The organism is Kitasatospora sp. NPDC058965 (genome assembly GCF_042741245.1).
Classification (GTDB): Bacteria; Actinomycetota; Actinomycetes; order Streptomycetales; family Streptomycetaceae; genus Kitasatospora.
Map to the genome: position 1 here is coordinate 1 of NZ_JBHYKG010000118.1, position 24,524 is coordinate 24,524.

Sequence of the window (24,524 nt, forward strand, 5' to 3'; positions counted from 1 at the left end):
TTTTATACTCGACCGCTCTGTGTTTTTTATACGAGACCGGCCCCCGGAACAGGAGTTCCGGGGGCCGCGGCCGTCGTGTGCCGGGGTGGGGCTCAGCAGTCCCGCGCGCCGGCCCGGCGGGCCCGCACGTCGCCGACCTTCTGGCCCACCTTGCGGCGGATCACCAGCAGCGGGGCCATCGCGGCCAGCGCGATCTGGGCGAAGGCGCCGATGTGCATCAGCACGTCGCCGCCGGGCAGGCCGGCCGCCCAGGCCGCCAGGCAGCCGATCGAGACCACGATCCAGCCCAGCGTGGCGGTGGCCAGCAGGCCCTGCGGCTTCGGGTACTCGACCTGGCTGACCATCAGGTAGGCCACGCCGAAGATGGCCATCAGGCCGGCCAGGAACGGCGGGTCGAGCAGCACGATGGCGATCACCGTCATCGCGCCCATCGGGCAGGGCATGCCCTGGAAGACGCCGGGGCGCATCTTGACCGCGGAGAACCGGGCCAGCCGCAGCACCACCGCGAGCAGCACGGTGAGCGCGATGAAGGCGGACAGGCCCTGGCTGCTGCCCGGGCCGCCGACGATGCCCCAGACCGCCACGAAGTAGGCGGGGGCGATGCCGAAGCTGATCAGGTCGGCCAGGTTGTCCAGCTCCGCGCCCAGCGCCGAGGAGCGCAGCTTGCGGGCCACCAGGCCGTCGAAGAGGTCGCACATCGAGCCGAGCAGCAGCAGCGTCACGGCGGTCGCGGCGCCGTGCCGGACCATGCCGCTGGTGCCCTCGCCGGTGCCGTTGATGTGCGGGATGAGCATGTTGGTGGTGATCGAGTAGATCGCCAGGAACCCGCAGACCGCGTTGCCCAGGGTCAGGAAGTCCGCCGTGGACAGGGTCTGCGGCGAGCGCGGCGCCCGCAGCTCGCGGTCACGCGCCCAGCGGCGCCGGCGCAGCTCGGTCTCCTCCGAGTCGCCGATGCCGACCAGGGTCTCGGGATCAGTCACGGTCAAGGCGTGTCACCCCCGCCGTCGTCTTCTGGCCGACCGTGACGCCGACCTCGACGCCGGCCGGCAGGTAGGTGTCGACGCGGGAGCCGAACCGGATCAGGCCGATCCGCTCGCCCTGCTCGACCTTGGTGCCGGCCGGGACGTACGGCACGATGCGGCGCGCCACGGCGCCCGCGATCTGCACCATCTCGATGTCGCCCAGCTCGGTGTCGAAGTGCCAGACGACCCGCTCGTTGCGGTCGCTGTCCTTGTTGAACGCGGGCACGAAGCCGCCCGCGATGTGCTCGACCGAGGTCACGGTGCCGAGCAGCGGGGCCCGGTTGACGTGCACGTTGAGCGGGCTCATGAAGATCGCCACGCGGGTGCGGCCGTCCGGCCAGGCGTCGATGCTCTGCACCACTCCGTCGGCCGGCGAGATCACTCTGCCGGCACCGATCTCACGCTCGGGGTCGCGGAAGAACCACAGCATGCCCGCGCTGAGCGCGCAGGCCGGAACCGCCGCCAGGGCCCACTTGCCGTTCCGCTTGGTGAGAGCGGTGGTGAGGGCAGCGGTGGCCAGCGTCGGGACGAACCACGGGGTGGCACCCCGCGCGATGGTCACGCGGGGTCGCCGACCGGCCGTCTCGGGCGCGCGGGAATCGCGCTCGTCGGCGGAGGTGTGAGGGGACGGGCTGAGGGGCATCGAAGACCTTTGTCGCGGGGGATCTGGACCACTGGACGGGCCACCGCGGGATCGGGTGATAAGGGGACAGCTGCTGTCCCGGTGGATGCTATCGGGAGCAGGCGGTAGGTGGGCAACCCGCCTGCTCGTTCAACTGTCTCCTGCCGTGCCGGGGTGCACGCGCTATGTATACGACCGTAGCTGGCCGCCCTCCGGTTCCCAAGGCCCGCGTCAAGATCAGTGAGCCATGTCTCAGCCTCGGGGAGGACGCTTGCGGGGCGCATGGGAGCGCCTGAAGGGCTCGCGCCGGGCCGGGCGCGAGCCCTCCGTGGCGGGCCGACCGACCGGTCAGTCGGCGAGCTTGTACTCCTCCAGCAGGCGGCGGCCGACGATCATCTTCTGGATCTCGGCGGTGCCCTCGCCGATCAGCAGCATCGGGGCCTCGCGGTAGAGGCGCTCGATCTCGTACTCCTTGGAGAAGCCGTAGCCGCCGTGGATCCGGAAGGCGTCCTCGACGACCTCCTTGCAGTACTCCGAGGCGAGGTACTTGGCCATGCCGGCCTCGAGGTCGTTGCGCTCGCCGCTGTCCTTCTTGCGGGCGGCCATCACCATCATCTGGTGCGCGGCCTCGACCTTGGTGGCCATCTCGGCCAGCTTGAACTGGATCGCCTGGTGCTCGGAGATCTTCTTGCCGAAGGTGGTGCGCTGCTGGGCGTAGGCGATGCCCAGCTCGAAGGCGCGGCGGGCGACGCCGCAGCCGCGGGCGGCCACGTTGACCCGGCCGACCTCGACGCCGTCCATCATCTGGTAGAAGCCGCGACCCGGGATCCCGCCGAGGATCCGGTCGGCCGGGATCCGCACGTCCTGCAGCACCAGCTCGGTGGTGTCGACGCCCTTGTAGCCCATCTTCTCGATCTTGCCGGGCACGGTCAGGCCCGGGACCGTCGGGTTCGGGCCGAAGCCGGCCGTCTTCTCGACCAGGAAGGTGGTCATGTTCTTGTACGGGGAGCTGCCGCCCTCGTCGGTCTTGCAGAGCACCGCGACCAGGGTGGAGGTGCCGCCGTTGGTCAGCCACATCTTCTGGCCGTTCAGGACGTAGAAGTCCCCGTCCTTCACGCCCTTGGTGGAGATCGCCGACACGTCGGAGCCCAGGGCCGGCTCGGACATCGAGAAGGCGCCGCGGATCTCGCCGGCGGCCATCCGGGGCAGGAAGTAGTCCTTCTGCTTCTGGGTGCCGTGCGCGTTGATCATGTGGGCGACGATGAAGTGCGTGTTGACGATGCCGGAGACCGACATCCAGCCGCGCGCGATCTCCTCCACCACGAGGGCGTAGGTGAGCAGCGACTCGCCGAGGCCGCCGTACTCCTCGGGGATGGTCAGGCCGAACAGGCCCAGCTGCTTCATCCCCTCCACGATGGCGGTCGGGTACTCGTCCTTGTGCTCCAGCTCGGTGGCGACCGGGATGATCTCCTTGTCCACGAACTCCCGCACGGTGGCGAGGATGTCCCGCTGGATCTCGGTGAGGCCGTCGGTCTGTGCGAGGCGTCCCATCGTGCGGCTCCGAACGTCTGTCGAGGGTGTGAGGGGGTCCGGCCGGAAGCCGGGGAGGGGGTGCGGGGGCGCCGCGGAGCGTGACATCCGCGGCGCCCCCTGCCGGGGGTGAGGGCGATGACGGCGCCCGCCCCCGGTGGTCGGGGTGGGTCAGGAGAGCGGGGTGGGGCGGCCGGGCTGCTCGCCGCCGCGCTCCTCGATGTAGGTCGCGGTGGGCACCATCACCTTGCGGCGGAAGATGCAGACCACCGTGCCGTCCTGCTTGTAGCCCTTGGTCTCGACGTAGACGATGCCCCGGTCGTCCTTGGACTTGGAGGGCCACTTGTCGAGCACCGTGGTCTCGCCGTAGAGCGTGTCGCCGTGGAAGGTCGGCGCGATGTGGCGCAGCGACTCGATCTCCAGGTTGGCGATCGCCTTGCCCGAGACGTCCGGGACGGACATGCCGAGCAGCAGCGAGTAGATGTAGTTGCCCACCACCACGTTCTTCTTGAAGTCCGTGGTGTTCTCCGCATAGTTGACGTCCATGTGGAGGGGGTGGTGGTTCATGGTGAGCAGGCAGAAGAGGTGGTCGTCGTACTCGGTGACGGTCTTCCCGGGCCAGTGCCGGTAGACCGCGCCGACCTCGAACTCCTCGTAGGTGCGTCCGAACTGCATCTCAGGCCTCCGGGGCTTCGAACTTGGAGGTGCGCTGCATGCCCGCGGCGCGCCCCTTGCCGGAGACCACCAGGGCCATCTTGCGGCTGGCCTCGTCGATCATCTCGTCGCCGAGCATCGCCGAGCCCTTGAAGCCGCCGGCCTCCGAGGTGCACCAGTCGTAGGCGTCCAGGATCAGCTCGGCGTGGTCGTAGTCCTCCTGCGAGGGCGAGTAGACCTCGTTCGCGGCGGCGACCTGGTCCGGGTGCAGCACCCACTTGCCGTCGAAGCCCAGCGCGGCGGACCGGCGGGCCACCTCGCGGTAGCCCTCGGCGTTGCGGATCTGCAGGTAGGGACCGTCGATGGCCTGCAGGTCGTTGGCCCGCGCGGCCATCAGGATCCGCATCAGGATGTAGTGGTAGGCGTCCGCCGGGTAGCCGGGCGGCTGCTCGCCGACCACCAGCGACTTCATGTTGATCGAGGCCATGAAGTCGGCCGGGCCGAAGATGATCGTCTCCAGCCGCGGCGAGGCGGTGGCGATCGCGTCGACGTTGATCAGGCCCTTGGCGTTCTCGATCTGCGCCTCGATGCCGATCCGGCCGACCTCGAAGCCCATGGTCTTCTCGATCTGGGTGAGCAGCAGGTCCAGCGCCTTGACCTGCTCGGCGTCCTGCACCTTGGGCAGCATGATGCAGTCCAGGTTCGGACCGGCGCCCTCGACCACGGTGATCACGTCGCGGTAGGTCCAGTGCGTGGTCCAGTCGTTGACCCGGACCACCTTGGTCTTGGTGCCCCAGTCGCCGTTGTTCAGCGCGTCCACGATGGTGTGGCGGGCGCTCTCCTTGACCAGCGGGGCGCAGGCGTCCTCCAGGTCGAGGAAGACCTGGTCGGCCGGCAGGCCCTGGGCCTTCTCCAGGAAGCGCGGGTTGGAGCCGGGCACCGCGAGGCAGGAGCGGCGGGGGCGCAGGCGGTTCACGGTCATGCGGGGGTCTCTTCCTTGCTCGGGTCGAGGACCGGGTCGAGGATCGGGTCGAGCCGGTTGGCCAGACGGATCTCGTCGACGATCCGGCCGATGATGGTGGTGATGCCGAAGTCCTTCGGAGTGAAGACCGCGGCGACACCGGCGGCCTTGAGGGCCTCGGCGTCCGCTGCGGGGATGATGCCACCGACGATCACCGGGACATCCTCCACCCCCGCCCGGCGCAGCCGCCGCAGCACGTCCGGAACCAGCTCCGGGTGCGCCCCGGAGAGGATGGACAGCCCCACGCAGTGCACGTCCTCGGCCACCGCGGCCGAGACGATCTGCTCGGGGGTGAGCCGGATGCCCTGGTAGACCACCTCGAAGCCGGCGTCCCGGGCCCGCACCGCGATCTGCTCGGCGCCGTTGGAGTGCCCGTCCAGGCCCGGCTTGCCGACCAGCAGCCGCAGCTTGGCGGTGCCCAGCTCGGCGGCGGTGGCGGTCACCGCGGCGCGCACCTGGGCCAGTTCGCCGCCGGGCTCGGCGGCCACCGCGACCGGCGCACCGCCGACCCCGGTGGGGGCCCGGTACTCGCCGAAGACCTCGCGCAGCGCGAAGGACCACTCGCCGGTGGTCACCCCCGCCCGGGCGCAGGCCAGGGTGGCGGCCATCAGGTTCTCCTCGGTGGCGGCGGCCAGCTTGAGCGCCGCCAGCGCGGTCTGCGCGGCGACCTCGTCCCGCCCGGCGCGCCAGTCCTGCAGCGCGGTCAGCACCGACTGCTCGCTGGCCGGGTCCACCACCATGATCGCGGTGTCCAGGTCGGCGGTGAGCGGGCTCTCCTCGGTGGTGTCGAAGCAGTTCACGCCGACGATCTTGTCCTCGCCGGACTCGATCCTGGCCCGGCGCTCGGCGTGCGAGGCGACCAGCGCCGACTTGAGGTAGCCGGACTCGACGGCCGGGATGACCCCGCCCATCCCCAGCACCTTGGCGATCTCCGCCTCCGCGCCGGCCAGCAGCTCGGCGGTCTTCGCCTCGACCACGGTGGAGCCGTTGAAGAGGTCGCCGTACTCCAGCAGGTCCGACTCGTAGGCCAGCACCTGCTGGATCCGCAGCGACCACTGCTGGTCCCAGGGCCGGGGCAGGCCCAGCGCCTCGTTCCAGGCGGGCAGCTGCACCGCACGGGCCCGGGCGTCCTTGGAGAGGGTGACCGCGAGCATCTCCAGCACGATCCGCTGGACGTTGTTCTCCGGCTGGGCCTCGGTCAGGCCGAGCGAGTTGACCTGCACGCCGTAGCGGAACCGGCGCTGCTTGGCGTCCTCGATGCCGTACCGCTCCCGGGTGACCTTCTCCCAGAGCTGGGCGAAGGCGCGCAGCTTGCACATCTCCTCGACGAACCGCACGCCGGCGTTGACGAAGAAGGAGATCCGGCCGACCACCTCGCCCATCCGCTCGGCCGGCACCTGGCCGGAGTCGCGCACCGCGTCCAGTACGGCGATCGCGGTGCCCATCGCGAAGGCGATCTCCTGCACCGGCGTGGCCCCGGCCTCCTGCAGGTGGTAGCTGCAGATGTTGATCGGGTTCCACTTGGGGATGTGCGCCACGGTGTAGGCGATCATGTCGGTGATCAGCCGCACCGAGGGGCCGGGCGGGAAGACGTGCGTCCCGCGCGACAGGTACTCCTTGACGATGTCGTTCTGGGTGGTGCCGGTCAGCTTGGCGATGTCCGCGCCCTGCTCCTCGGCGACCACCTGGTACAGCGCCAGCAGCCACATGGCGGTGGCGTTGATGGTCATCGAGGTGTTGGTGCGCTCCAACGGGATCCCGTCGAAGAGGGTGCGCATGTCCCCGATGTGGCCCACCGGCACGCCGACCCGGCCGACCTCGCCGCGGGCCAGCACGTGGTCCGCGTCGTAGCCGGTCTGGGTGGGCAGGTCGAAGGCGACCGACAGGCCGGTCTGCCCCTTGGCCAGGTTGCGCCGGTAGAGCGCGTTGGAGTCCGCCGCGGTGGAGTGGCCCGCGTAGGTGCGCATCAGCCACGGACGGTCCTTCTGACGCTCCGTCATGTCAGATGTCCCGGAAGCGGTTGATCGCCGGCAGGTGCGTCTCGCGCAGCTCGGCGTCGCGCACGCCCAGGCCCTCCTGCGGGGCCAGGCAGAGCACGCCGACCTTGCCCTGGTGCTTGTTGTGGTGCACGTCCAGCGCCGCCTGGCCGGTCTGCTCCAGCGAGTAGACCTTGGACAGGGTCGGGTGGATCTTGCCCTTGGCGACCAGGCGGTTGGCCTCGAAGGCCTCGCGGTAGTTCGCGAAGTGCGAGCCGACGATGCGCTTGAGCGACATCCACAGGTAGCGGTTGTCGTACTGGTGCATGTAGCCGGAGGTGGAGGCGCAGGTGACGATGGTGCCGCCCTTGCGGGTGACGTAGACCGAGGCGCCGAAGGTCTCGCGGCCCGGGTGCTCGAAGACGATGTCCACGTCCTCGCCGCCGGTGAACTCGCGGATCTTGCCGCCCAGGCGCTTCCACTCGCGCGGGTCCTGGTTCTGCTCGTCCTTCCAGAACTTGTAGCCCTCGGCGGAGCGGTCGATGATCGCCTCGGCGCCCATCGCCCGGCAGATCTCGGCCTTCTGCGGGCTGGAGACCACGCAGATCGGCGTGGCGCCGCCGGCCAGCGCGTACTGGGTGGCGTACGAGCCGAGGCCGCCGCTGGCGCCCCAGATCAGCACGTTGTCGCCCTGCTTCATGCCCGCGCCGTTGCGCGAGACCAGCTGGCGGTAGGCGGTGGAGTTGACCAGGCCGGGGGAGGCGGCCTCCTCCCAGGTGAGGTGCTTCGGCTTGGGCAGCAGCTGGTTGGTCTTCACCAGGGCGATCTGGGCCAGGCCGCCGAAGTTGGTCTCGAAGCCCCAGATGCGCTGCTCCGGGTCCATCATCGTGTCGTTGTGCCCGTCCGGGCTCTCCAGCTCGACCGACAGGCAGTGCGCGACCACCTCGTCGCCCGGCTTCCAGGCGTTGACCCCGGCGCCGGTGCGCAGCACCACGCCGGCCAGGTCCGAGCCGAGCACGTGGTACGGGAGGTCGTGCCGCTTGGTCAGCGGGGAGAGCCGGCCGTACCGCTCCAGGAAGCCGAAGGTCGAGACCGGCTCGAAGATCGAGGACCAGACGGTGTTGTAGTTCACGGAGCTGGCCATCACGGCCACCAGGGCCTCGCCCGGGCCCAGTTCGGGCAGCGGCACGTCCTCCAGGTGGAGCGACTTGCGCGGGTCCTTGTCGCGGCTCTCCAGGCCGGCGAACATCTGCTCCTCGTCCTTGTGGAGCGTGACGGCTCGGTAGGACTCGGGCAGCTTCAGCGCGGCGAAGTCGGCGGTCGTGCTGTCGGCGCTGAGGATCGCGTCGAGGATTTCCTTCATGGCTGCCTCCGAAGGCGTACCTGTGTGAGGGCGCACAGGGCGTCTGGGGGAGCCGGGAGCGGACACCGGCTACACATGGGACTTGGGTGGTTTCGGGTTCGCCCCCTGGGTGTGGGGACGCCTGACAACGGCGCGCCGAGGTGGGGAGCCGCGGCGCCGCGACTGGTGGGTAACAAGCTACTGGCACCCTGTGCCACTCGTAAAGACACTGGGTGCCACGATTTTGCGTCCATTCCCGATCGGCGGCAAGCGGGCCGCGGGCAACGCCGAAGGCCCGTCCGGTAGCTCCCGGACGGGCCTTCTGACCTGCGAAAACGTGGCGCCTAGCGACTGAGGGCGGCCCTGATGGAGTCCAGCACCAAGTCCAGCGGGGCGTCGGTCCGGGCCACTGTGATGAGTACCTCACCGTTCGGGGTGGCACTCAGTGCGCTGGCGGCCTCGATCTCACCGGAGGTCCCGGCACCCTCTATGGCACTGGGTGTCACAACAGTGCCGCGGCGTCGCACCCCGCGCGGCGGGGTGGGCCAGAAGGTGCCGCGGATCACCTCGAAGGAGTGGTCCAGCTGCACCTCCACGTCCCCGTGCCCGCCGGCCCGCAGCCAGCGCCGCAGCACGTGGTTGTGGGCCGCGACCACGGCCGCCGCGGAGACCTCGGCCAGCATCGAGTCGTCGTCCCCGCCGTGCTGCCAGCCCGGCGGGATGGTCTCGCTGGCGTCGAACCGGCCCAGCAGGTAACGGGTGAAGAGCCGCTCGTACCGGGCCACCACCGCGATCTCCCGCTCGCGCAGCGCCGGGACCTGGCGGATCAGCTGGTACCTCGCCACCGAGACGGCGGGCGTGGAGGCGTACATCCGCAGCACCTCCTTGATGCCGCGGCAGACCACGTCCAGCGGGTGCTCCTCGGGCTCGGCGCTGGCCAGCAGGTCGGCCACCCGGACCAGGGTGTCGTCGTGGTCCGGGAAGATCGCCTCCTCCTTGGACCGGAAGTACCGGAAGAAGGTCCGCCGGGCCACCCCGGCGGCGGCGGCGATCTGATCGACCGTCGTCTCCTCGTACCCCTGGGTGGCGAACAGGTCCATCGCCGCCGCGGCCAGGTCCTGGCGCATCTGCCGGCGCTGCGCCGCCGCCCGGCGGCTGCTCGGGCCCGGCTCGGCCGTACGGGCGTCCTGGTCGACGGATGACTGTTCGCGGTCCATGCCCGGAACGCTACCCGACCTGGTGGCACCACCCGGCCCGGTTGGCGGGACCGGTCGGCGCACCGTGCCGGGTGCGGCGGTCACCGAGGGTCTGGGCCAGCGGCCGCCGGCCGCGCCGTGCTCCCAGACCGCGCGCTGGGCCGGGCCGGGCGGCACCGGCGGCCGGCGGTCGCCGGCCCGCTCCGGGGTGCTCACCGGCGGGCGTGGTCGCGGAAGCCGCGGCCGGTCTTGCGGCCCAGGCACCCGGCCGCCACCAGGTGCTCCAGCAGCGGTGCGGCGGCCAGGCCCGGCTCGCGGAACTCCTGGTGCAGCACCCGCTCGATGGTCAGCGACACGTCCAGGCCGACCACGTCCAGCAGTTCGAAGGGGCCCATCGGGTAGCCGCAGCCCAGCTTCATCGCGGTGTCGATGTCGTCGACCGTGGCGTAGTGCTCCTCCAGCATCCGCACCGCGTCGTTCAGGTAGGGGAAGAGCAGGGCGTTGACGATGAAGCCGGCCCGGTCGCCGCACTCCACCGGGTGCTTGCGGACCTTGGCGCACAGCTCCAGCACGGTGGAGGTGACCTCGGGGGCGGTCAGCACGGTGGAGACCACCTCGACCAGCTTCATCGCCGGGGCCGGGTTGAAGAAGTGCATGCCGATCACGTCCTGCGGCCGCGAGGTGGCGGTGGCGCAGCTGATCACCGGCAGGCTGGAGGTGGTGGTGGCGAGCACCGCGCCCGGCTTGACGATCTTGTCCAGGGCGGCGAACAGCTCGCGCTTGACCGCCAGGTCCTCGGCCACGGCCTCCATCACCAGGTCCACCCCGGCCAGGTCGGCCTGCGCGCCGGTCGGGGTGATCAGGTCGAGCGTCCGGTCGCGCTGCTCGGCGGTGAGCCGGCCCTTGCCGACCGAGCGGTCCAGCGAACGGGCCAGCTGGGCCTTGGCCTTGTCGGCCTTGTCCTGGCTGCGGGCGACCAGCACCACCGGGAAGCCGGCCTTGGCGAAGACCTCGGCGATGCCGGTGGCCATGGTGCCGGACCCGCAGACGCCGACCGACTCGACGGTGCGCCCGGCCACCCGGACCGCCTCGGCGGCGCCCTGCTCGGGGACCGGCTTGGAGGAGCCGGGGGCCTCGTAGCGGTAGAAGCCGCGGCCGGTCTTGCGGCCCAGCAGGCCCGCGGAGACCAGCTGGCCCAGGATCGGGGCCGGGGCGTGCAGCCGGTCCTTGGACTGCTCGTACATCGCCTCCAGCACGGTGCGGGCGGTGTCCAGGCCGATCAGGTCGAGCAGCGCCAGCGGGCCCATCGGCAGGCCGCAGCCCAGCCGCATCGCCGCGTCGATGTCCTCCCGGGTCGCGTAGCGCGACTCGAACATGGCGGCGGCCTGGTTGAGGTAGGCGAACAGCAGCCCGTTGACCACGAAGCCGGCCCGGTCGCCGGCGGCCACCGGCTCCTTGCCCAGCTCGCGGGCGAACTCGGCAGCCTGGTCGGCGACCTGAGGGTCCGTCAGGACCGAGCGGACCACCTCGACCAGCTTCATCGCGTGCACCGGGTTGAAGAAGTGCAGGCCCAGCACCCGCTCGGGGCGGCCGGTGGCGGCGGCGATCCGGGTCACCGAGAGCGAGGTGGTGCCGGTGGCCAGCACGGTCTGCGGCGGGCAGATCCGGTCCAACTCGGCGAAGAGCTCGCGCTTGAGCTCCAGCTGCTCGGGGACCTCCTCGATCACCAGGTCGGCCGCGGCGGCGGCGTCCAGCTGGTCGCCGACGCTGATCAGCGAGAGCAGCGCGGTGCGCTCCGCGGGGCTGAGCCGCTCGCGGTCCACCGCGTGGGCGGTGGCCTCCTCGATCCGGGCCAGCGCGCGGCCGGCCGCGGCGCCGTCGGCCTCGATGCCGATCACCCGGCGGCCGGTGCGGGCGACGGCGACCGCGATGCCGGTGCCCATGGTGCCCAGGCCCACCACGGCGACCGTGGGGAAGGGGCGGGCGGGCGCGGCGGACGCGTCGGTCGTGGGTGCGGGGGAGAGGTCGGGAGCCTGCATCGTCGCTGGTCCTTTCGGGAAGGCCGGAGCGGGCCGACCGGAGGGACGGTCGACCGGGGGTGGGCCGGGGCGAAACGCTCGGGGCGGTGGCGCGGTGCACGGGACGGCGGTGCGCGGGGTGAAGTGGGGCGAGGGGTGCGGGACCCGGGGGCGGGCCGGTCCGCTCCGGCCCCACCGCGGGGTGCCCGCGCCAGTGGCAGCGCCCCTGGCGAAGGTGACATCGACCGGTCCGTGCGGGCGTGATGGCCCGGGGACCGTGAACGGCACCGGCCGCGCAGACGTGGCGCGGCGCACCCGCCGGTGCGGCTCCCGAAGCCCGGCGGTGGTGCGTGCGGTCACTGTAGCGAAGTTACCGTGCGGTAGGAAGAGGCTCGGGGACTGCTGGAGCGTCAGTTTCGCGCCACTTCTTCCACTCCTCGGGGGAGTACCGCCGGGCGGTCGGGCGGGCCAGCATGGATCGTATGAGCACCACCACGGCTGAGCAGCAGGAGAGCGGTCCGGCGGGCGCCGGTCCGGCGGTCGACAGCGGGCAGTCCCGGGCCGAGCGGGCGGCCCGGGCCCGGGTGGCCGCCGCCCGGCTGGCCGCCGAGGGGGTGGCCGGCGTGGTCCTGAGCTGGGTGGACAACGCCGGGCTCGCCCGGGTGAAGGCGGTCCCGGTCCGTCGGCTGGAGGCGGCCGCGGCCTGGGGCGTGGGCGCCGCGCCCTGCTTCGACGTCTTCCTGGTGGACGACAGCATCACCACCAGCCGGCACATCGGCGGTCCGGCCGGCGACCTGCGGCTGGTTCCCGACCTCGACCGGCTCACCCGGCTGGCCGCCCAGCCCGGGTGGGCCTGGGCCCCGGCCGACCGGTTCGCCCAGGACGGCGCGGTGCACCCCGGCTGCCAGCGCGCCTTCCTGCGCCGCCAGGTGGCGGCCGCCGCCGAGCGGGGCCTGGAGCTGCGGGCCGGGATCGAGATCGAGTGGGTGGTGGCGCTGGCCGGCGCCCCCGGCGAGCCGCCCGGCTACCCCACCCACGGGCCCGCCTACGGCCTGCACCGTCTGGTCGACCTCTCCGACTACCTGCGCGACCTGCTGCAGGCGCTGGACGAGCAGGGGCTGACCGTGCTCCAGCTCCACCCCGAGTACGCCGCCGGCCAGTTCGAGCTCTCGCTGGCCCCCGAGGGCCCACTGGCCGCCGCCGACACCACGGTGCTGGCCCGCCAGACCGTCCGCGCGGTCGGCAACCGGCACGGGCTGCGCACCTCGGTGGCCCCCGTGGTCGAGCCCGGTGCGGTGGGCAACGGCGGCCACCTCCACCTCTCGCTCTGGCGGGGCCCGCGCAACCTGGGCCGGGGCGGCCCCGGGCGGTACGGGCTGACCGGTGAGGCCGAGGCGTTCCTGGCCGGGGTGCTGGCCGAGCTGCCCGCGCTGCTCTGCCTCGGGGCCCCGAGTCCCGCCAGCTACCTGCGGCTGGTCCCGCAGCACTGGGCCGGCGCGTTCCAGTGCTGGGGGCTGGAGAACCGGGAGGCCGCGCTGCGACTGATCCCCGGCCCGCCCGGCGAGGGGGCGGGCAGTGCCAACGCCGAGCTCAAGTGCTTCGACGCGGCCGCCAACCCCTACCTGATGATCGGCGCCGTGCTGGCCGCCGGGCTGGCCGGGCTGGGCACCCACCGCTCGCTGCCCGCCGAGGTCCCCGGCGATCCGGCCCTGCTCCCGCCGCAGCAGCAGGTGCCGCGGCTGCCCGCCACGCTGCTGGCGGCCATCGCCGAGTACCGCGCCTGCGGCCTGCTGCGCGAGGCCATGGGCGACCCGCTCTACGAGGCGGTGCTGGCGGTCCGGCAGGGCGAGCACGAGCTGTTCGGCGGACTGCCGCCCGAGCAGGTGGTCGCGGCGACCCGGTGGCGGTATTGAGCTGCGGCCGGTGAGCGGAGCGCGGACCGCACCCCCGGCCGGGGTAGCGTGATCGTCACTCAATGCTACTGACTTCGGGGAGTCATGATCATGCGTCATGCCGTACGCCGCCGGCTGGCCGGTGCCGCCCTCGCGCTCGCCCTCGCCGCCGGGCCCGCCCTCGCCGCCGCACCGGCGCACGCGGATCCGGTCCCGGTCGGGATCCCCACCATCGGGGACGTCCTGCGCGGGGTCGAGGTGGACTGGGCCGAGGGCCACTGGAACTGGACGGCCTGGAACGACGCCACCCCGGTGGCCTTCGGCGCCGACCAGGACGCGTACCAGTGCGCCGAGTACGTGGCCCGCGCGCTGGCCGCGGCCGGCCTGGTCCCCGGGCTCGGCCCCGACGACCCGCAGGACGCCTACTTCCACTACACGGCGCCGAACGGTGTCACCTACGACCTGCTGCTGATCAGTGACCTCCCCCAGTACCACAACCTCTACGACTACCTGATGGACAGCCACCTCGGCCAGGACATCGGTGACCACCCGGACCAGGCCCGCCCGGGTGACGTGGTGGTGACCTACGCCGGTCCGGGCGGCACCAAGAGCCACACCGGCCTGGTGGTGACCCCGCAGGACGGCGCCGCCGAGCCGACCGTGGACGCGCACAACCGGGCGCGCACCCACTACGGCTACCACTACTACGCCCCCTCCCACCTGGTGCGGATCAACCCGCTCGGGCTGCTGGACGGCTTCCTCGGCCAGGTGCCGACCGCTCCGGCGGCTCCGGCCGCGCCGCAGCCGAAGGCGCCGCGCTCGGCCGTGACGGTGCAGGTCCCGCAGGACGTGGCGGGTCCGCAGGTCTGACCCCGCACCGCGGAACGGGGCCCGCCACTCGGCGGGTCCCTTTCCGGTACGACCTCTTGTGCCACGCATTGCCGACTCCATACCTTTCGATTGCTCAAGCGCGGCAGCTCACCGGCTGCCGCGCCGACGTCAACTCGGGAGGGCCAACCCCAATGGGAGTTCGACGACTTGACCGGCTGCGCGGGGGCGCGGCCGGAGTGGCGCTGGCGACCGCGGCGGCGCTCGCGGTGCCGCTGGGAGCCGCGACCGGGGCCGCGGCCGCCGGCACCGCGCTCAGCTACGTGGTCAACACCAGGGCCAACCACGGGCAGGTGCAGAAGGCCGAGCGGGAGATCACCGCGGCCGGGGGCACCGTGGTCTACGCCTACGAGCAGATCGGCGTGATCGTCGCGCGGTCCACCGACCCGGGCTTCGCGGCCGCGCTGCGCGGTCGGAACGGGATCGACTCGGTCGGCGCCACCCGGACCGCCGGCATACCCGCCGCCGCCGACGAGACCACCGAGCTGGTGGACGCTCCGCCGGCCGCACCCGCGGACGGCAGCGAGCCGCTGGAGCCCGAGCAGTGGGACCTGCGGCAGATCGGCGCCGACCGGGCGCACCGGGTGACCCTCGGCAGCCGTGCCGTGGTGGTCGGCGTGCTGGACTCCGGGATCGACGCCACGCACGAGGACCTGGCGGCCAACGTGGACCCGTCGCTCTCCGCCTCCTGCATCAACGGCGGCGTGCCGGACACCAGTTGGCAGTCCTGGCAGCCCACCACCAGCGACCACGGCACCCACGTGTCGGGCACCATCGCGGCCGCCAAGAACGGCAAGGGCATCGTCGGCATCGCGCCGGACGTGCGGCTGGCCTCGATCAAGGTGGTGGACGACGCCGGCTTCATCTACCCGGAGTACGCGGTCTGCGGCTTCGTCTGGGCGGCCGAGCACGGCGTCACGGTGACCAACAGCAGCTACTTCATCGACCCGTGGCTCTACACCTGCCGGTCCGACCCGGACCAGGGGGCGATCGTCACCGCGGTGCGCCGCGCGGTGGAGTACTCGCAGCGCCGCGGGGTGCTGAACGTGGCCGCGGCGGGCAACTTCAACGCCGATCTGGCGCACAAGAGCACCGACACCACCAGCCCCGACGACACCACCCCGCTCGCCCGGCCGGTGGACGCCGGCTGCCTGGAGCTGCCGGCCGAACTCCCGGGCGTGATCGCGGTGTCGGCGGTGGGGACCAACGGCGTGAAGTCCTACTACTCCAGCTACGGCGCGGACGTGGTGACGGTGGCGGCGCCCGGTGGCGACTCCCGGTTCCAGATCCCGGACACCCCGGACCACAACGGGCGGGTGCTCTCCACCGTGCCGGGCAACAAGTACGGCTACAAGCAGGGCACGTCGATGGCCACGCCGCACGTGACCGGCGTGGTCGCACTGTTGGCGAGCACGCACCCGTGGGCCTCCCCGCAGGCGCTGACCGCGCTGCTGACGGCCGAGGCGCACCCGATCGCCTGCCCCGCCGGCCCGTTCGACCCGGACGGCACGGGCGCCTTCCGCGCGGTCTGCGAGGGCCCGGCGGCGGACAACGGGTTCTACGGCCACGGGTTGGTGGACGCCGACGCGGCCGTGCGGTACTGACCGGACGGTGCGGTACCCGGGAGGTCGGCCTGTCCGGCCTTCCGTGTACCGCCTATCATCGCGATCATGCAGCCGAGCACCGGGACCCGCATCGAGACCGCCGACATCACCGATCTGCTCCGGGTGGTCGAGGACCACCCCCGCTACTGGGGCGACCGTGATCTGAGGTCCGCCCATCTGCGGGCGCTGGTCAAGGAGTTCGGCTCCACCTGCTTCGTGGCGCGGAGCGGGGCGGGCATCCTGGCCTACCTGGTCGGGTTCGTCACCCCGGACGCCACCGGCTACATCCACCTGATCGCCACCCGGGACGACGCCCGCGGCCAGGGCCTGGCCGGCCGGCTGTACCAGGAGTTCGCCGCGGTGGCCCGCACCCAGGGCGCGGTCCGGCTGAAGGCCATCACCTCGCCGGCCAACACCGGGTCGGTGGCCTTCCACCGCAGCCAGGGCTTCCGCGACGAGATCGTCGCGGACTACCTGGGACCGGAGCACCCGATGGTGGTGTTCCACCGGGACCTGAGCTGAGCGGACCTGAGCTTTCTGTGTGACTGCGGTGGTCGATAAGGTTCGCCCGTGACGAATCACGGGGTGGATGACGAGCAGTGGGCCGAGTTCGTGCGGAACCACCAGGCGAGCACCGGCCTGGCCGCACCCGCCGAGGCCGGGCAGGCGAGCGGCGGGACGAAGAAGGGGCGCAACCGCGCCGGCCTGGTACTGGGGGCCCTGGTGGCGCTGGGCGTTGCCGGGCTGGGGACGTACGGCCTGCTGTCCGGCCCGAAGAAGACGGCTTCCGTCACGGTCCTGACGCCGTCGTCCGCGCGTCCCTCGGCCCCGGCCTCCGCCGCCCCGTCGTCACCCGCGCCCTCCGCCTCCGCCGCGGCGCCCACCTTCGGGCCGCAGTACGCCGGGTACACCCTGGTCACCGACGCGGCGCGGACCGACTGCACGAGCTCGGAGACGGTCGGTCCGACCCTGGCCGGACTGCTCACCCAGAGCCACGGTTGCCTGGGCGTGCACCAGGCGCTCTACAAGGACGCCGCCGGCGACCAGTTCAACCTGGCCATGTTCACCATGAAGGACCCGGCGGACCTGGCCCACGTCATCACCCAGCTGGCCGGCGACGCGACCGACGTCGAGGTCGGCACCATCGTCCCGTCCGCCGACTCCGGCCTGCGCCAACTCCCGGCCGACGCCGGCATGGTCCAGTCCTTCGCGGGCTACGGGCCCACCCTGCTGATCGGCGTCGGCGAGTGGTCCGACGGTCACGTGGGCGACTACAACACGCTGGTGAGCAAGCTGAGCCCGCTGCTGGACTCGGTGATGAAGGGGTCCGGCGGCGACAAGCCGATCACCACCTGACGCCCGGCGGCACCTGGTGGGTCCGTGCCGGTACGGGCGGTGCGGGCGGTGCGGTCACCGGTCCCCGCCCAGCCGCGGGACCTGCTGCAGCCAGCTCGGCCGCCCCGCCGCCGTCCGCGCCCGGGCGGCCTCCTCCGCCGCGCGCAGTTGGTCCTCGGTCGCGAAGCAGGCCGGCAGCCAGCGGGCCGAGACCGCCACCCGGGCCGCCAGGTGCGCCACGTACGCCTCGCGCAGCTCGGCGGCGGAGGCGAAGCCGTCCTCCTCCGGGGCGAGCCACTGCGGGGGCACCAGGGCGACCACCTCGCGCAGCAGCTCCGGGGTCACCCGGGGCGCCAACTCGGCGTCCGCGCCGACCACATCGGGCGCGTAGGAGCCCAGGGCGTGGCCGCTCATGTCGTACGCCCGGTCGATCGCCGTCAGGTGCGTCGACCAGCGGTGGTGGAACACCAGCCCGGCGCCGTTGTCGATCAGCCAGAGGTTCTCGTGCCAGACCATCAGGTTCGGATTGGCCCGGGTCCGGTCGACGTTGGCGGTCAGGGCGTCCAACCAGACGATCCGGCCGGCCTCCAGCGGCGACAGCCCGCGCAGCGCCTCGCCCGGGCGGAAGTCCCGTGACCCCGGCAGGTAGTCCATCCCCAGGTTGAGACCGGCGCTGGCGGCCAGCAGGTCCTGGATCTCCTGGTCCGGCTCGTGCGCCGCCACCGCCGGATCGAAGTCGACCAGCACGAGCTCCGGCACCCGCAGCCCGAGCCGGCGCCCGAGCTCGCCGACGACCACCTCGGCCACCAGCGCCTTGCGCCCCTGGGCCGCGCCCGCGAACTTCACCACGTAGGTGCCCAGGTCGGAGGCCTCCACGATGCCGGGGACGGAGCCGCCCGCCCGCAGCGGGTCGAGGTAGCGCAGGGCCTTCACGGTAGTCAGCACGACGGTCAGCCTAAGCTGAGCGCGACACAGCCGTACGAAACACCTCAGGAGCCCGTCATGGCCCAGGTCAAGGCCCGTACCGAGCGGACCTACACCGCCACCCCCGAGCAGCTCTACGAGGCGATCGCGGACTACGCGACGGTCCGCCCCGAGCTGCTGCCGGCGCAGTACAGCGAGTACGAGGTGAAGGCCGGCGGCGTCGGTGCGGGCACCCAGGTGCACTGGAAGCTGCAGGCCACCGAGAAGCGGGTCCGCGACTGCCTGTTCACCGTCAGCGCGCCCGGGCCGGGCACCCTGGTGGAGACCGACGCGAACTCCTCGATGGTGATCACCTGGACGGTCGGCAAGGCGGCCGGGGGCACCACCGTGGCGATCGAGACCACCTGGAACGGGGCCGGCGGCATCGGCGGCTTCTTCGAGCGGACCTTCGCCCCCAAGGGCCTGAACCGGATCCACGACGAGGTGCTGGCCCGGCTGGCCGACCGGGTCAAGTAGCACACGCTTCCGGCCCGCCAGCCCGTACGGGTGGACCCCGCCCCCGCGCGGGTGACGGCGGCCCGGCCGCCGCCGCGCGCCACCCTAGGCTCGCGGCCGTGCAACTGACGATCCTTCACGTGTCCCAGCCGGTGGACGGCGGGGTGGCCCGGGTGGTCACCGATCTGGTGCGCGGTCAGCGCGCCGCCGGCCTGCGGGTCCTGGTGGCCTGTCCGTCCGGCGGCCGACTGGCCCCCGCCGCAGCCGCGGCGGGGGCCGAGCTGTTGGAGTGGGAGGCCCGCCGCTCGCCCGGCCCGAGCGTGGCCGCCGAGACCGCGCGGCTGCGCCGGCTGGTCCGGCAGGCCGCGCCGGACCTGGTCCACCTGCACAGCTCCAAGGCGGGCCTGGCCGGCCGGCTCGCGGTGCGCGGGCGGCTGCCCACCGTCTTCCAACCGCACGCCTGGTCCTTCGCCGCCGCCACCGGCGCCCTCGCCACCGCCGGCGTCCGCTGGGAGCAGTACGCCACCCGCTGGTCCAGCGCGGTGCTCTGCGTCAGCGAGCAGGAGCGCGCGGACGGCGAGGCGGCCGGGATCGCGGCCGACTACACCGTGGTGCCCAACGGGGTGGACCTGCGGCACTACGCGCCCGCCGAGCGCCGGGCCGCCCGGCTCTCGCTCGGCCTGGACCTGTCCGAGCCGCTGGCGGTCTGCGTCGGGCGGCTGTGCCGGCAGAAGGGGCAGGACCTGCTGCTCGCTGCCTGGCCGACCGTGCTGCGCCGGGTGCCGACCGCACGGCTGGCGCTGGTCGGCGGCGGGCCCGACCAGGCCGCCCTCCAGGACCGGGTGCGGACACTGCCGGAGCCCTACCGGGTGCGGCTGACCGGCGACGTGCCGGACCCGCGGCCCTGGCTGGCGGCGGCCGACCTGGTGGTGCTCCCGTCGCGCTGGGAAGGGATGGCGCTGGCCCCGCTGGAGGCGATGGCGATGGCCCGCCCGGTGCTGCTGTCCGACGTGCCCGGCGCCCGCGAGCAGTTGCCCCTCGCCGACCGGGAGTTCGCGCTGGTGCCGGTCGAGGACCCGGCCGCGCTGGCGGCGGCGCTGGCCGGCGCGCTGGCCGACCCGATGGACTGCGCCCGGCGCGGGACGGCGGCCCGGCAGTGGGTGACGGAGCGTCACGACATCCGCGGCGTGGTCGATCGGGTCGCCGAGCTGTACCAGAAGTCAACAAGCGAGGGCCAGTCGACTCCCCGTGTCCCCGCGCGGATCTGATCGTTCTCAGACAGTGAAACGCATGATATTCCGCCCGGTTCGGCCCCGGCGGCCGTCCGACTGCCGGGTCGGCCGAGCCTCGTCCGAATAAAGGTCGGAAATTCATATTAATGGGCGGGTGGAATGAAATGGCAAGTCAACTCCCTGCGGCGCAGCCCACGTTCGGTAATGTCTGAATTCGCCTGCTTCCTTCCAGAATTTCGCCGAAGCGATGAGGGACGATGACCAGGTGGGCACACCCGGTACCGGGAAGTTCCGGTCACAGAGCAGGGGAGTTCGTGCACCGATGACCATTGACCACGAGAGCGTGCCGCGGCCCGGGCGACCCGCGGCGGACGCCCGGCGGTTCGCGACCGAGGTGCTGGAGCGGCCCAGGCCGTCCCAGGGTCGTTCCGCCGGGCACCTGGGCCGCCACCGCCGGGGCCTGCGCTCGCGCGTCGCGCTGCCGGTCGGGCTGCTCGTGGTCGACCTGCTGGCCACCGGGACCGCCGCCGCGCTCTGCACCACCGGGCCCGTCCACCCGCTGAGCACCGCCGCCGCCGTCCTGCCGATCCTGCTCCCGCTGCACCTGGCCGCCGGCCTCTACCGGACCCGGATGACCCCGTCCGCGCTCGACGAGCTGCCGGCGCTGGCCGGCCGGGCCACCGTCGCACTGGCGGTCGCGGTCACCCTGGCCGGCGTGCTGCCCGCCGCCTGGCCGTCCTGCGGCGCCGCCGACTGGCCGCACCTGCTGGCCCTGCTCACCACCCAGATCACCGTCGCCCTGCTCGGGCGCACCGTGACGTACGCCCTGCTGCGCCGGATCCGCCGCCGCCGCCCGATCCCGGTGCTGCTGCTGGGCGCCGGCGAGCTGGGCCGGCGGATCGCCCGCACCCTGCTGGAGCGCCCCGAGTACGGCATGCGCCCGATCGGCTACCTGGACGCGGCCCCCGCCCTGCTCAGCGACACCCCCGTCCCGGTGCTCGGCGGGCGGGAGATGCTCGGCCGGGCGATCCGCCGGCACGGCGTGCGCCGCCTGATCGCGGTGGCCGGCGCCACCGACGAGCAGGAGACCGCCCGCACCATGCGCGAGGCCGCCCGGCTCGGCTGCCAGGTCTGGCTGGTCCCGGCGCTGCGCGAGCACGCCGCCCTCGGACCCGGCCTCGCCCGCACCGCCGACCACCTGTGGGGCTACCCCTGCCTGCGGCTGCCGCACCCCGCGATGCGCCGGCCCGGCTGGGCGCTCAAGCGCCTCACCGACATCGCCGCCGCGGCCCTCGCCCTGCTGCTGGCCTCCCCGCTGCTGGGCGCCTGCGCGCTGGCGGTGCGGCTGGACACCGGCCGCGGCGTGCTCTTCCGCCAGCAGCGCACCGGACTGGACGGCCGGGTCTTCACCGTGCTGAAGTTCCGCACCCTGCGCCCGGCCAACGAGCACGAGTCGGCCACCCACTGGAACATCTCCCAGGACCACCGGATGAGCCGGATCGGCCACCTGATGCGCCGCAGCTCGCTGGACGAGCTGCCGCAGCTGTGGAACGTGCTGCGCGGCGACATGACCCTGGTCGGCCCGCGCCCCGAGCGCCCGTACTTCGTGATGCGGTTCGGCCAGGCCTACCCGGAGTACGCCGACCGGCATCGGGTCCCGGTCGGGCTGACCGGCCTGGCCCAGGTCAACGGGCTGCGCGGGGACACCTCGATCGAGGACCGGGCCCGCTTCGACAACCGCTACATCGAGAGCTGGAGCCTGTGGCAGGACGTCAAGATCCTGCTGCGCACCGCGGCCCTGATGCTCCGACCGGACGGGAGCTGACCGAGGTGGCACTCTCCCTGCCCGCCGCCGGATTACGGCTGACCCGGTGGCAGACCGCGCTGCTGCGCCGCCCGAGCCTGCTGGCCGCGGCCACCGTCCTGCTGGTCTGCGTGCCCACCGGCGAGAAGGACGTGGCCGCCGCGGTCCACGTCACCGCCGCCGACCTGGCCTCGCTGGCCCTGGTCGGGGTGCTCGCGCTGGACCTGCTGCGCGGCCGGCGCCCGGCCGTCGGCCGAACGGCCGCGCTGCTGCTGGGCGCCGTCACGGTGGCGGCCGCGGCGGCCACCGTGACCTCGATCGACCCGTCCACCAGCCAGACCGGGTTCGTCCGGCTGGTGCAGATCTTCGTGCTGGTCCCGGTCGCGGTGGTGGCCGCGCTGCGCGACCGCACCGACCTGCGCCTGGTGCTCGGCGCCTTCGTGCTGGCCGCGCTGATCGAGGGGGCGGTCGGCGCCGACCAGTACCTGACCGGGACCGGCGCCTCCTACACCGGGGAGCCGATCCGCGCGGTCGGCACCTTCGGCGCGCTGGACGTGATGGCGATGTCCGGCGTGGTCAGCTTCGGCCTGCTGGCGGCGCTGGCGCTGGGTCTGGCCGAACGCCCGGGCAGCTGGGCCCGGCGCGGCCTGCTGGCCGCCGCCGCGTTCCTGGCCTTCCCGCTGGCCGTCTCGTTCAGCCGGGGCAGCTGGATCGCCACCGCGGTCGGCGTCACCGCCCTGCTGGTCAAGGCGGACCTGCGGCTGGCGCTGCGCTGGGCCGGGCTCGGGGCGGCCGCCGCGGTGGTCGCGATCGGCGGCCTGGGCCTGGGCGGCGGCGGGGTGACCGAGCGGCTGGACAGCATCGGCTCGGTCTCCGGCGGCAACGAGGACCACTCGGTCAGCGACCGCTACGACCTGTGGACCACGGCCCGGGCGATCTGGGCCGACCACCCGGTCACCGGTGCCGGGCCCAAGAGCTTCCAGCAGCTGCGCGACTCGCACGCCCCGCTGCGGCTCTCCTCCGGCAGCGACGCCGCCGACTCGACCATCGGCTTCACCCGCGAGCCGCTGCTCTCCCCGCACAACATGTACTTCCTGGTGCTGAGCGAGCAGGGGCTGGTCGGTGCGGTGGCCTACCTGGGCTTCTTCCTGGCCCTGCTGATCGGCGCGGCGCGCCGGCCGGGGAGCGCCGGGCCGGCCGCACTGGGCCTGCTCTGCTGGGTGCTGGTGGACTTCCTCTACGCGGACATCGGGGGCACCACCACGGTGCTCACCTCGGTGATCCTCGGCGTGGCGACCTGGTGGGCGCTGCCGGCCGGGGAGGCGCCGTGACCGCCACCGAGAGCCTGCCGGTGGTCCCCCCGGTGGAGGAGCGGCAACGCTCCTTCCTGGCCAAGGCCTTCGGCATCACCGCGGTGCTCAGCGCGGCCGGCTCGGCCCTCGGCCTGCTGCGCGACCTGCTGCTGGCCCGGTTCTTCGGCGCCGACGAGGGCACCGACGCGTTCCTGGTGTCCTGGACCGTGCCGGAGACGGCGGCGCCGCTGCTGATCGAGGACGCGATGGCGTTCCTGATGGTCCCGGCCTTCAGCCTGGCCCTGGTGCTGCGCGAGGAGCGGCCCGCAGGCCCCGATCCGGTCCGGCAGCTGACCAGGGCCACGCTGCCCTGGCTGCTGGCCGGACTGTGCGCGCTGTCCGGGGCCACCATGCTCTGGGCGCCGCAGTTGGTGCACACCCTGGCGCCCGGGCTGGCCGATCCGGCGCTCGCGATCGGCTGCACCAGGATCACCGCGGTCACCATCCTGCCGTTCGGGGTGGCCGGCTACCTGGGCGCCGCGCTGCGCGCGCACCACCGGTTCACCGCTCCGGCGGTCATCTACGTGGCCTACAACCTCGGCATCCTGGCCGTGCTGACGGCCTGTCACTTCTTGCTCGGGGTGCGGGCGGCGGCGCTCGGGGTGGCCTTCGGCTCGCTGCTGATGGCCGGCGTGCTGATCGACCCGTTCGGCCGGGCGCTGCGCGACGGGCGGCGCGGCCGGTACCGGCCCCGGCGCGGTCCGCGCGGGCTGCGGCTCAGCCCGCTGGCGCTGCTGCCGGTGGCCGCCTTCACCCTGACCCGGCAGTCCCAGGTCTTCATCGAGCGCTACCTCGGCTCCGCGCTGCCGGCCGGGACCATCTCGCACCTCAACTACGCCGCCAAGGTCTCCCAGTTGGCGATGACCACGGCGATCCTGATCTGCACCGTGACCTTCCCGCTGGTGGCCCGGGCACTGGCGGCCGGCGACCTGGTGGCGGCCCGGGACCGGGTGGAGAAGGACCTCGGCCAGGCCGCCGCGGTGGTGCTGGCCGGCATGGCCTTCCTGTTCTCCTGCGCGCCCGCCGTGGTCTCGGTGCTCTTCCAGCGCGGCGCCTTCTCGCCGGCCGACACGGCGGCGACGGCCCAGGTGATCCAGGTCTACAGCTTCGGCCTGCTGGCCCAGGCGCTGATCGGCGTGATGGTCCGCCCGTTCTTCTCGATGCGCCCCGCGGTGCGCCGCACCGACGACCCGCGCCCGGTGGCGACCGCCGACCGGCTGCTGGACTGGTACCCGGTGGCGGCGATGGCGCTGGGCCTGGTGGTCACCACCCTGGTCGGGATCTCGACCACCCAGCGGTTCGGCGCGCTCGGCCTGGCGGCCGGCAACGCGGCCGGCATCAGCACCACCGCGGTCCTGCTGCTGCGCGGCCTGGCCCTGCGCGGCATCGCGCTGCGCACCCGGCAGGTGCTGGCGGGCCAGGCCCGGCTGGTGCTGGCGGCCGTCGGCGCGGCCGCCGCGGGCACCCTGGCGGCCCGCGCGGTCGGCCCGGCACCGCTGTCGATCCTGGTGGGCGGCAGCACGGTGCTGGTCGGCTACCTGGCCCTGGGGGCGGGCCTGGGTGCCCGCGAACTGACCGGCCCCGCCCGGTCAGCGGCAGCGCCATGAAGTCCCGCAC

The 24,524-nt window shown here is 73.1% G+C and carries 20 protein-coding genes; 10 read left to right on the forward strand and 10 right to left on the reverse strand.

What is annotated here, in order from left to right:
* Window positions 1-92 precede the first annotated feature (92 nt).
* The 9 genes from ACFW1A_RS20330 to ACFW1A_RS20370 all read right to left on the reverse strand — a co-directional run bounded on the left by ACFW1A_RS20330 (window position 93) and on the right by ACFW1A_RS20370 (window position 11,402).
* Window positions 93-986, reverse strand: coding sequence for a CDP-alcohol phosphatidyltransferase family protein (locus ACFW1A_RS20330; RefSeq protein ID WP_380410504.1), 894 nt, complete (start codon window positions 984-986; stop codon window positions 93-95).
* The gene (locus ACFW1A_RS20335) at window positions 973-1,665 is read right to left on the reverse strand and encodes a phosphatidylserine decarboxylase (protein WP_380410505.1); all 693 of its coding nucleotides are present in this window, start codon (window positions 1,663-1,665) and stop codon (window positions 973-975) included. The genes ACFW1A_RS20330 and ACFW1A_RS20335 overlap by 14 nt, the downstream gene beginning before the upstream one ends.
* Before the next feature lie 327 nt (window positions 1,666-1,992).
* Window positions 1,993-3,195, reverse strand: a complete 1,203-nt coding sequence (locus tag ACFW1A_RS20340; protein WP_380410506.1) for an acyl-CoA dehydrogenase family protein — start codon at window positions 3,193-3,195, stop codon at window positions 1,993-1,995.
* 150 nt (window positions 3,196-3,345) lie between these two features.
* Window positions 3,346-3,849: a MaoC family dehydratase gene (locus tag ACFW1A_RS20345; protein WP_380410507.1), complete on the reverse strand. Its 504-nt coding sequence runs from the start codon at window positions 3,847-3,849 to the stop codon at window positions 3,346-3,348.
* Window position 3,850: 1 nt separating this feature from the next.
* Complete coding sequence (locus ACFW1A_RS20350; RefSeq protein ID WP_380410508.1) at window positions 3,851-4,810, reverse strand: HpcH/HpaI aldolase/citrate lyase family protein; 960 nt, start codon at window positions 4,808-4,810, stop codon at window positions 3,851-3,853.
* The gene (locus ACFW1A_RS20355; protein WP_380410509.1) at window positions 4,807-6,849 is read right to left on the reverse strand and encodes a protein meaA; all 2,043 of its coding nucleotides are present in this window, start codon (window positions 6,847-6,849) and stop codon (window positions 4,807-4,809) included. The genes ACFW1A_RS20350 and ACFW1A_RS20355 overlap by 4 nt, the downstream gene beginning before the upstream one ends.
* 1 nt (window position 6,850) lies before the next feature.
* On the reverse strand, window positions 6,851-8,188 hold the full coding sequence (ccrA, locus tag ACFW1A_RS20360) for a crotonyl-CoA carboxylase/reductase (RefSeq protein ID WP_380410510.1): 1,338 nt from the start codon (window positions 8,186-8,188) through the stop codon (window positions 6,851-6,853).
* 323 nt (window positions 8,189-8,511) lie between these two features.
* Window positions 8,512-9,384: a TetR family transcriptional regulator gene (locus tag ACFW1A_RS20365; RefSeq protein ID WP_380410511.1), complete on the reverse strand. Its 873-nt coding sequence runs from the start codon at window positions 9,382-9,384 to the stop codon at window positions 8,512-8,514.
* 191 nt (window positions 9,385-9,575) lie between these two features.
* Entirely contained in the window at window positions 9,576-11,402 is a 1,827-nt protein-coding gene (locus ACFW1A_RS20370) for a 3-hydroxyacyl-CoA dehydrogenase family protein (protein WP_380410512.1), read from the reverse strand.
* A 461-nt stretch (window positions 11,403-11,863) separates the two neighbouring features.
* Between ACFW1A_RS20370 and ACFW1A_RS20375 the strand changes: the two genes are divergently transcribed.
* The 5 genes from ACFW1A_RS20375 (at window position 11,864) to ACFW1A_RS20395 (ending at window position 17,121) form a co-directional block, all read left to right on the forward strand.
* Window positions 11,864-13,294, forward strand: a complete 1,431-nt coding sequence (locus ACFW1A_RS20375; RefSeq protein WP_380410513.1) for a glutamine synthetase — start codon at window positions 11,864-11,866, stop codon at window positions 13,292-13,294.
* A 90-nt stretch (window positions 13,295-13,384) separates the two neighbouring features.
* Complete coding sequence (locus ACFW1A_RS20380) at window positions 13,385-14,143, forward strand: hypothetical protein (protein ID WP_380410514.1); 759 nt, start codon at window positions 13,385-13,387, stop codon at window positions 14,141-14,143.
* Between the two features lie 152 nt (window positions 14,144-14,295).
* Window positions 14,296-15,765: a S8 family serine peptidase gene (locus ACFW1A_RS20385; protein WP_380410515.1), complete on the forward strand. Its 1,470-nt coding sequence runs from the start codon at window positions 14,296-14,298 to the stop codon at window positions 15,763-15,765.
* Window positions 15,766-15,831: 66 nt separating this feature from the next.
* Window positions 15,832-16,287 carry a GNAT family N-acetyltransferase gene (locus ACFW1A_RS20390; RefSeq protein ID WP_380410516.1) on the forward strand — a complete coding sequence of 152 codons (456 nt, stop codon included), beginning with the start codon at window positions 15,832-15,834 and terminating at the stop codon, window positions 16,285-16,287.
* Window positions 16,288-16,335: 48 nt separating this feature from the next.
* Window positions 16,336-17,121 carry a hypothetical protein gene (locus ACFW1A_RS20395; protein ID WP_380410517.1) on the forward strand — a complete coding sequence of 262 codons (786 nt, stop codon included), beginning with the start codon at window positions 16,336-16,338 and terminating at the stop codon, window positions 17,119-17,121.
* A 54-nt stretch (window positions 17,122-17,175) separates the two neighbouring features.
* On the opposite strand, the gene ACFW1A_RS20400 is transcribed toward ACFW1A_RS20395, so the two are convergent.
* Window positions 17,176-18,045 (reverse strand): HipA family kinase, encoded by an 870-nt coding sequence (locus ACFW1A_RS20400; protein ID WP_380410518.1) that lies wholly within the window; start codon window positions 18,043-18,045, stop codon window positions 17,176-17,178.
* A 57-nt stretch (window positions 18,046-18,102) separates the two neighbouring features.
* Between ACFW1A_RS20400 and ACFW1A_RS20405 the strand changes: the two genes are divergently transcribed.
* The 5 genes from ACFW1A_RS20405 to ACFW1A_RS20425 all read left to right on the forward strand — a co-directional run bounded on the left by ACFW1A_RS20405 (window position 18,103) and on the right by ACFW1A_RS20425 (window position 24,514).
* Window positions 18,103-18,540 (forward strand): SRPBCC family protein, encoded by a 438-nt coding sequence (locus ACFW1A_RS20405; RefSeq protein WP_380410519.1) that lies wholly within the window; start codon window positions 18,103-18,105, stop codon window positions 18,538-18,540.
* A gap of 98 nt (window positions 18,541-18,638) precedes the next feature.
* Window positions 18,639-19,787: a glycosyltransferase gene (locus tag ACFW1A_RS20410; protein ID WP_380410520.1), complete on the forward strand. Its 1,149-nt coding sequence runs from the start codon at window positions 18,639-18,641 to the stop codon at window positions 19,785-19,787.
* 286 nt (window positions 19,788-20,073) lie between these two features.
* Window positions 20,074-21,576 (forward strand): exopolysaccharide biosynthesis polyprenyl glycosylphosphotransferase, encoded by a 1,503-nt coding sequence (locus ACFW1A_RS20415; RefSeq protein WP_380410521.1) that lies wholly within the window; start codon window positions 20,074-20,076, stop codon window positions 21,574-21,576.
* A gap of 5 nt (window positions 21,577-21,581) precedes the next feature.
* The gene (locus ACFW1A_RS20420) at window positions 21,582-22,886 is read left to right on the forward strand and encodes an O-antigen ligase family protein (protein WP_380410522.1); all 1,305 of its coding nucleotides are present in this window, start codon (window positions 21,582-21,584) and stop codon (window positions 22,884-22,886) included.
* Window positions 22,883-24,514, forward strand: a complete 1,632-nt coding sequence (locus tag ACFW1A_RS20425) for a lipid II flippase MurJ (protein ID WP_380410523.1) — start codon at window positions 22,883-22,885, stop codon at window positions 24,512-24,514. Before ACFW1A_RS20420 ends, ACFW1A_RS20425 begins: the two co-directional genes overlap by 4 nt.
* The last annotated feature ends 10 nt before the right edge of the window (window positions 24,515-24,524 follow it).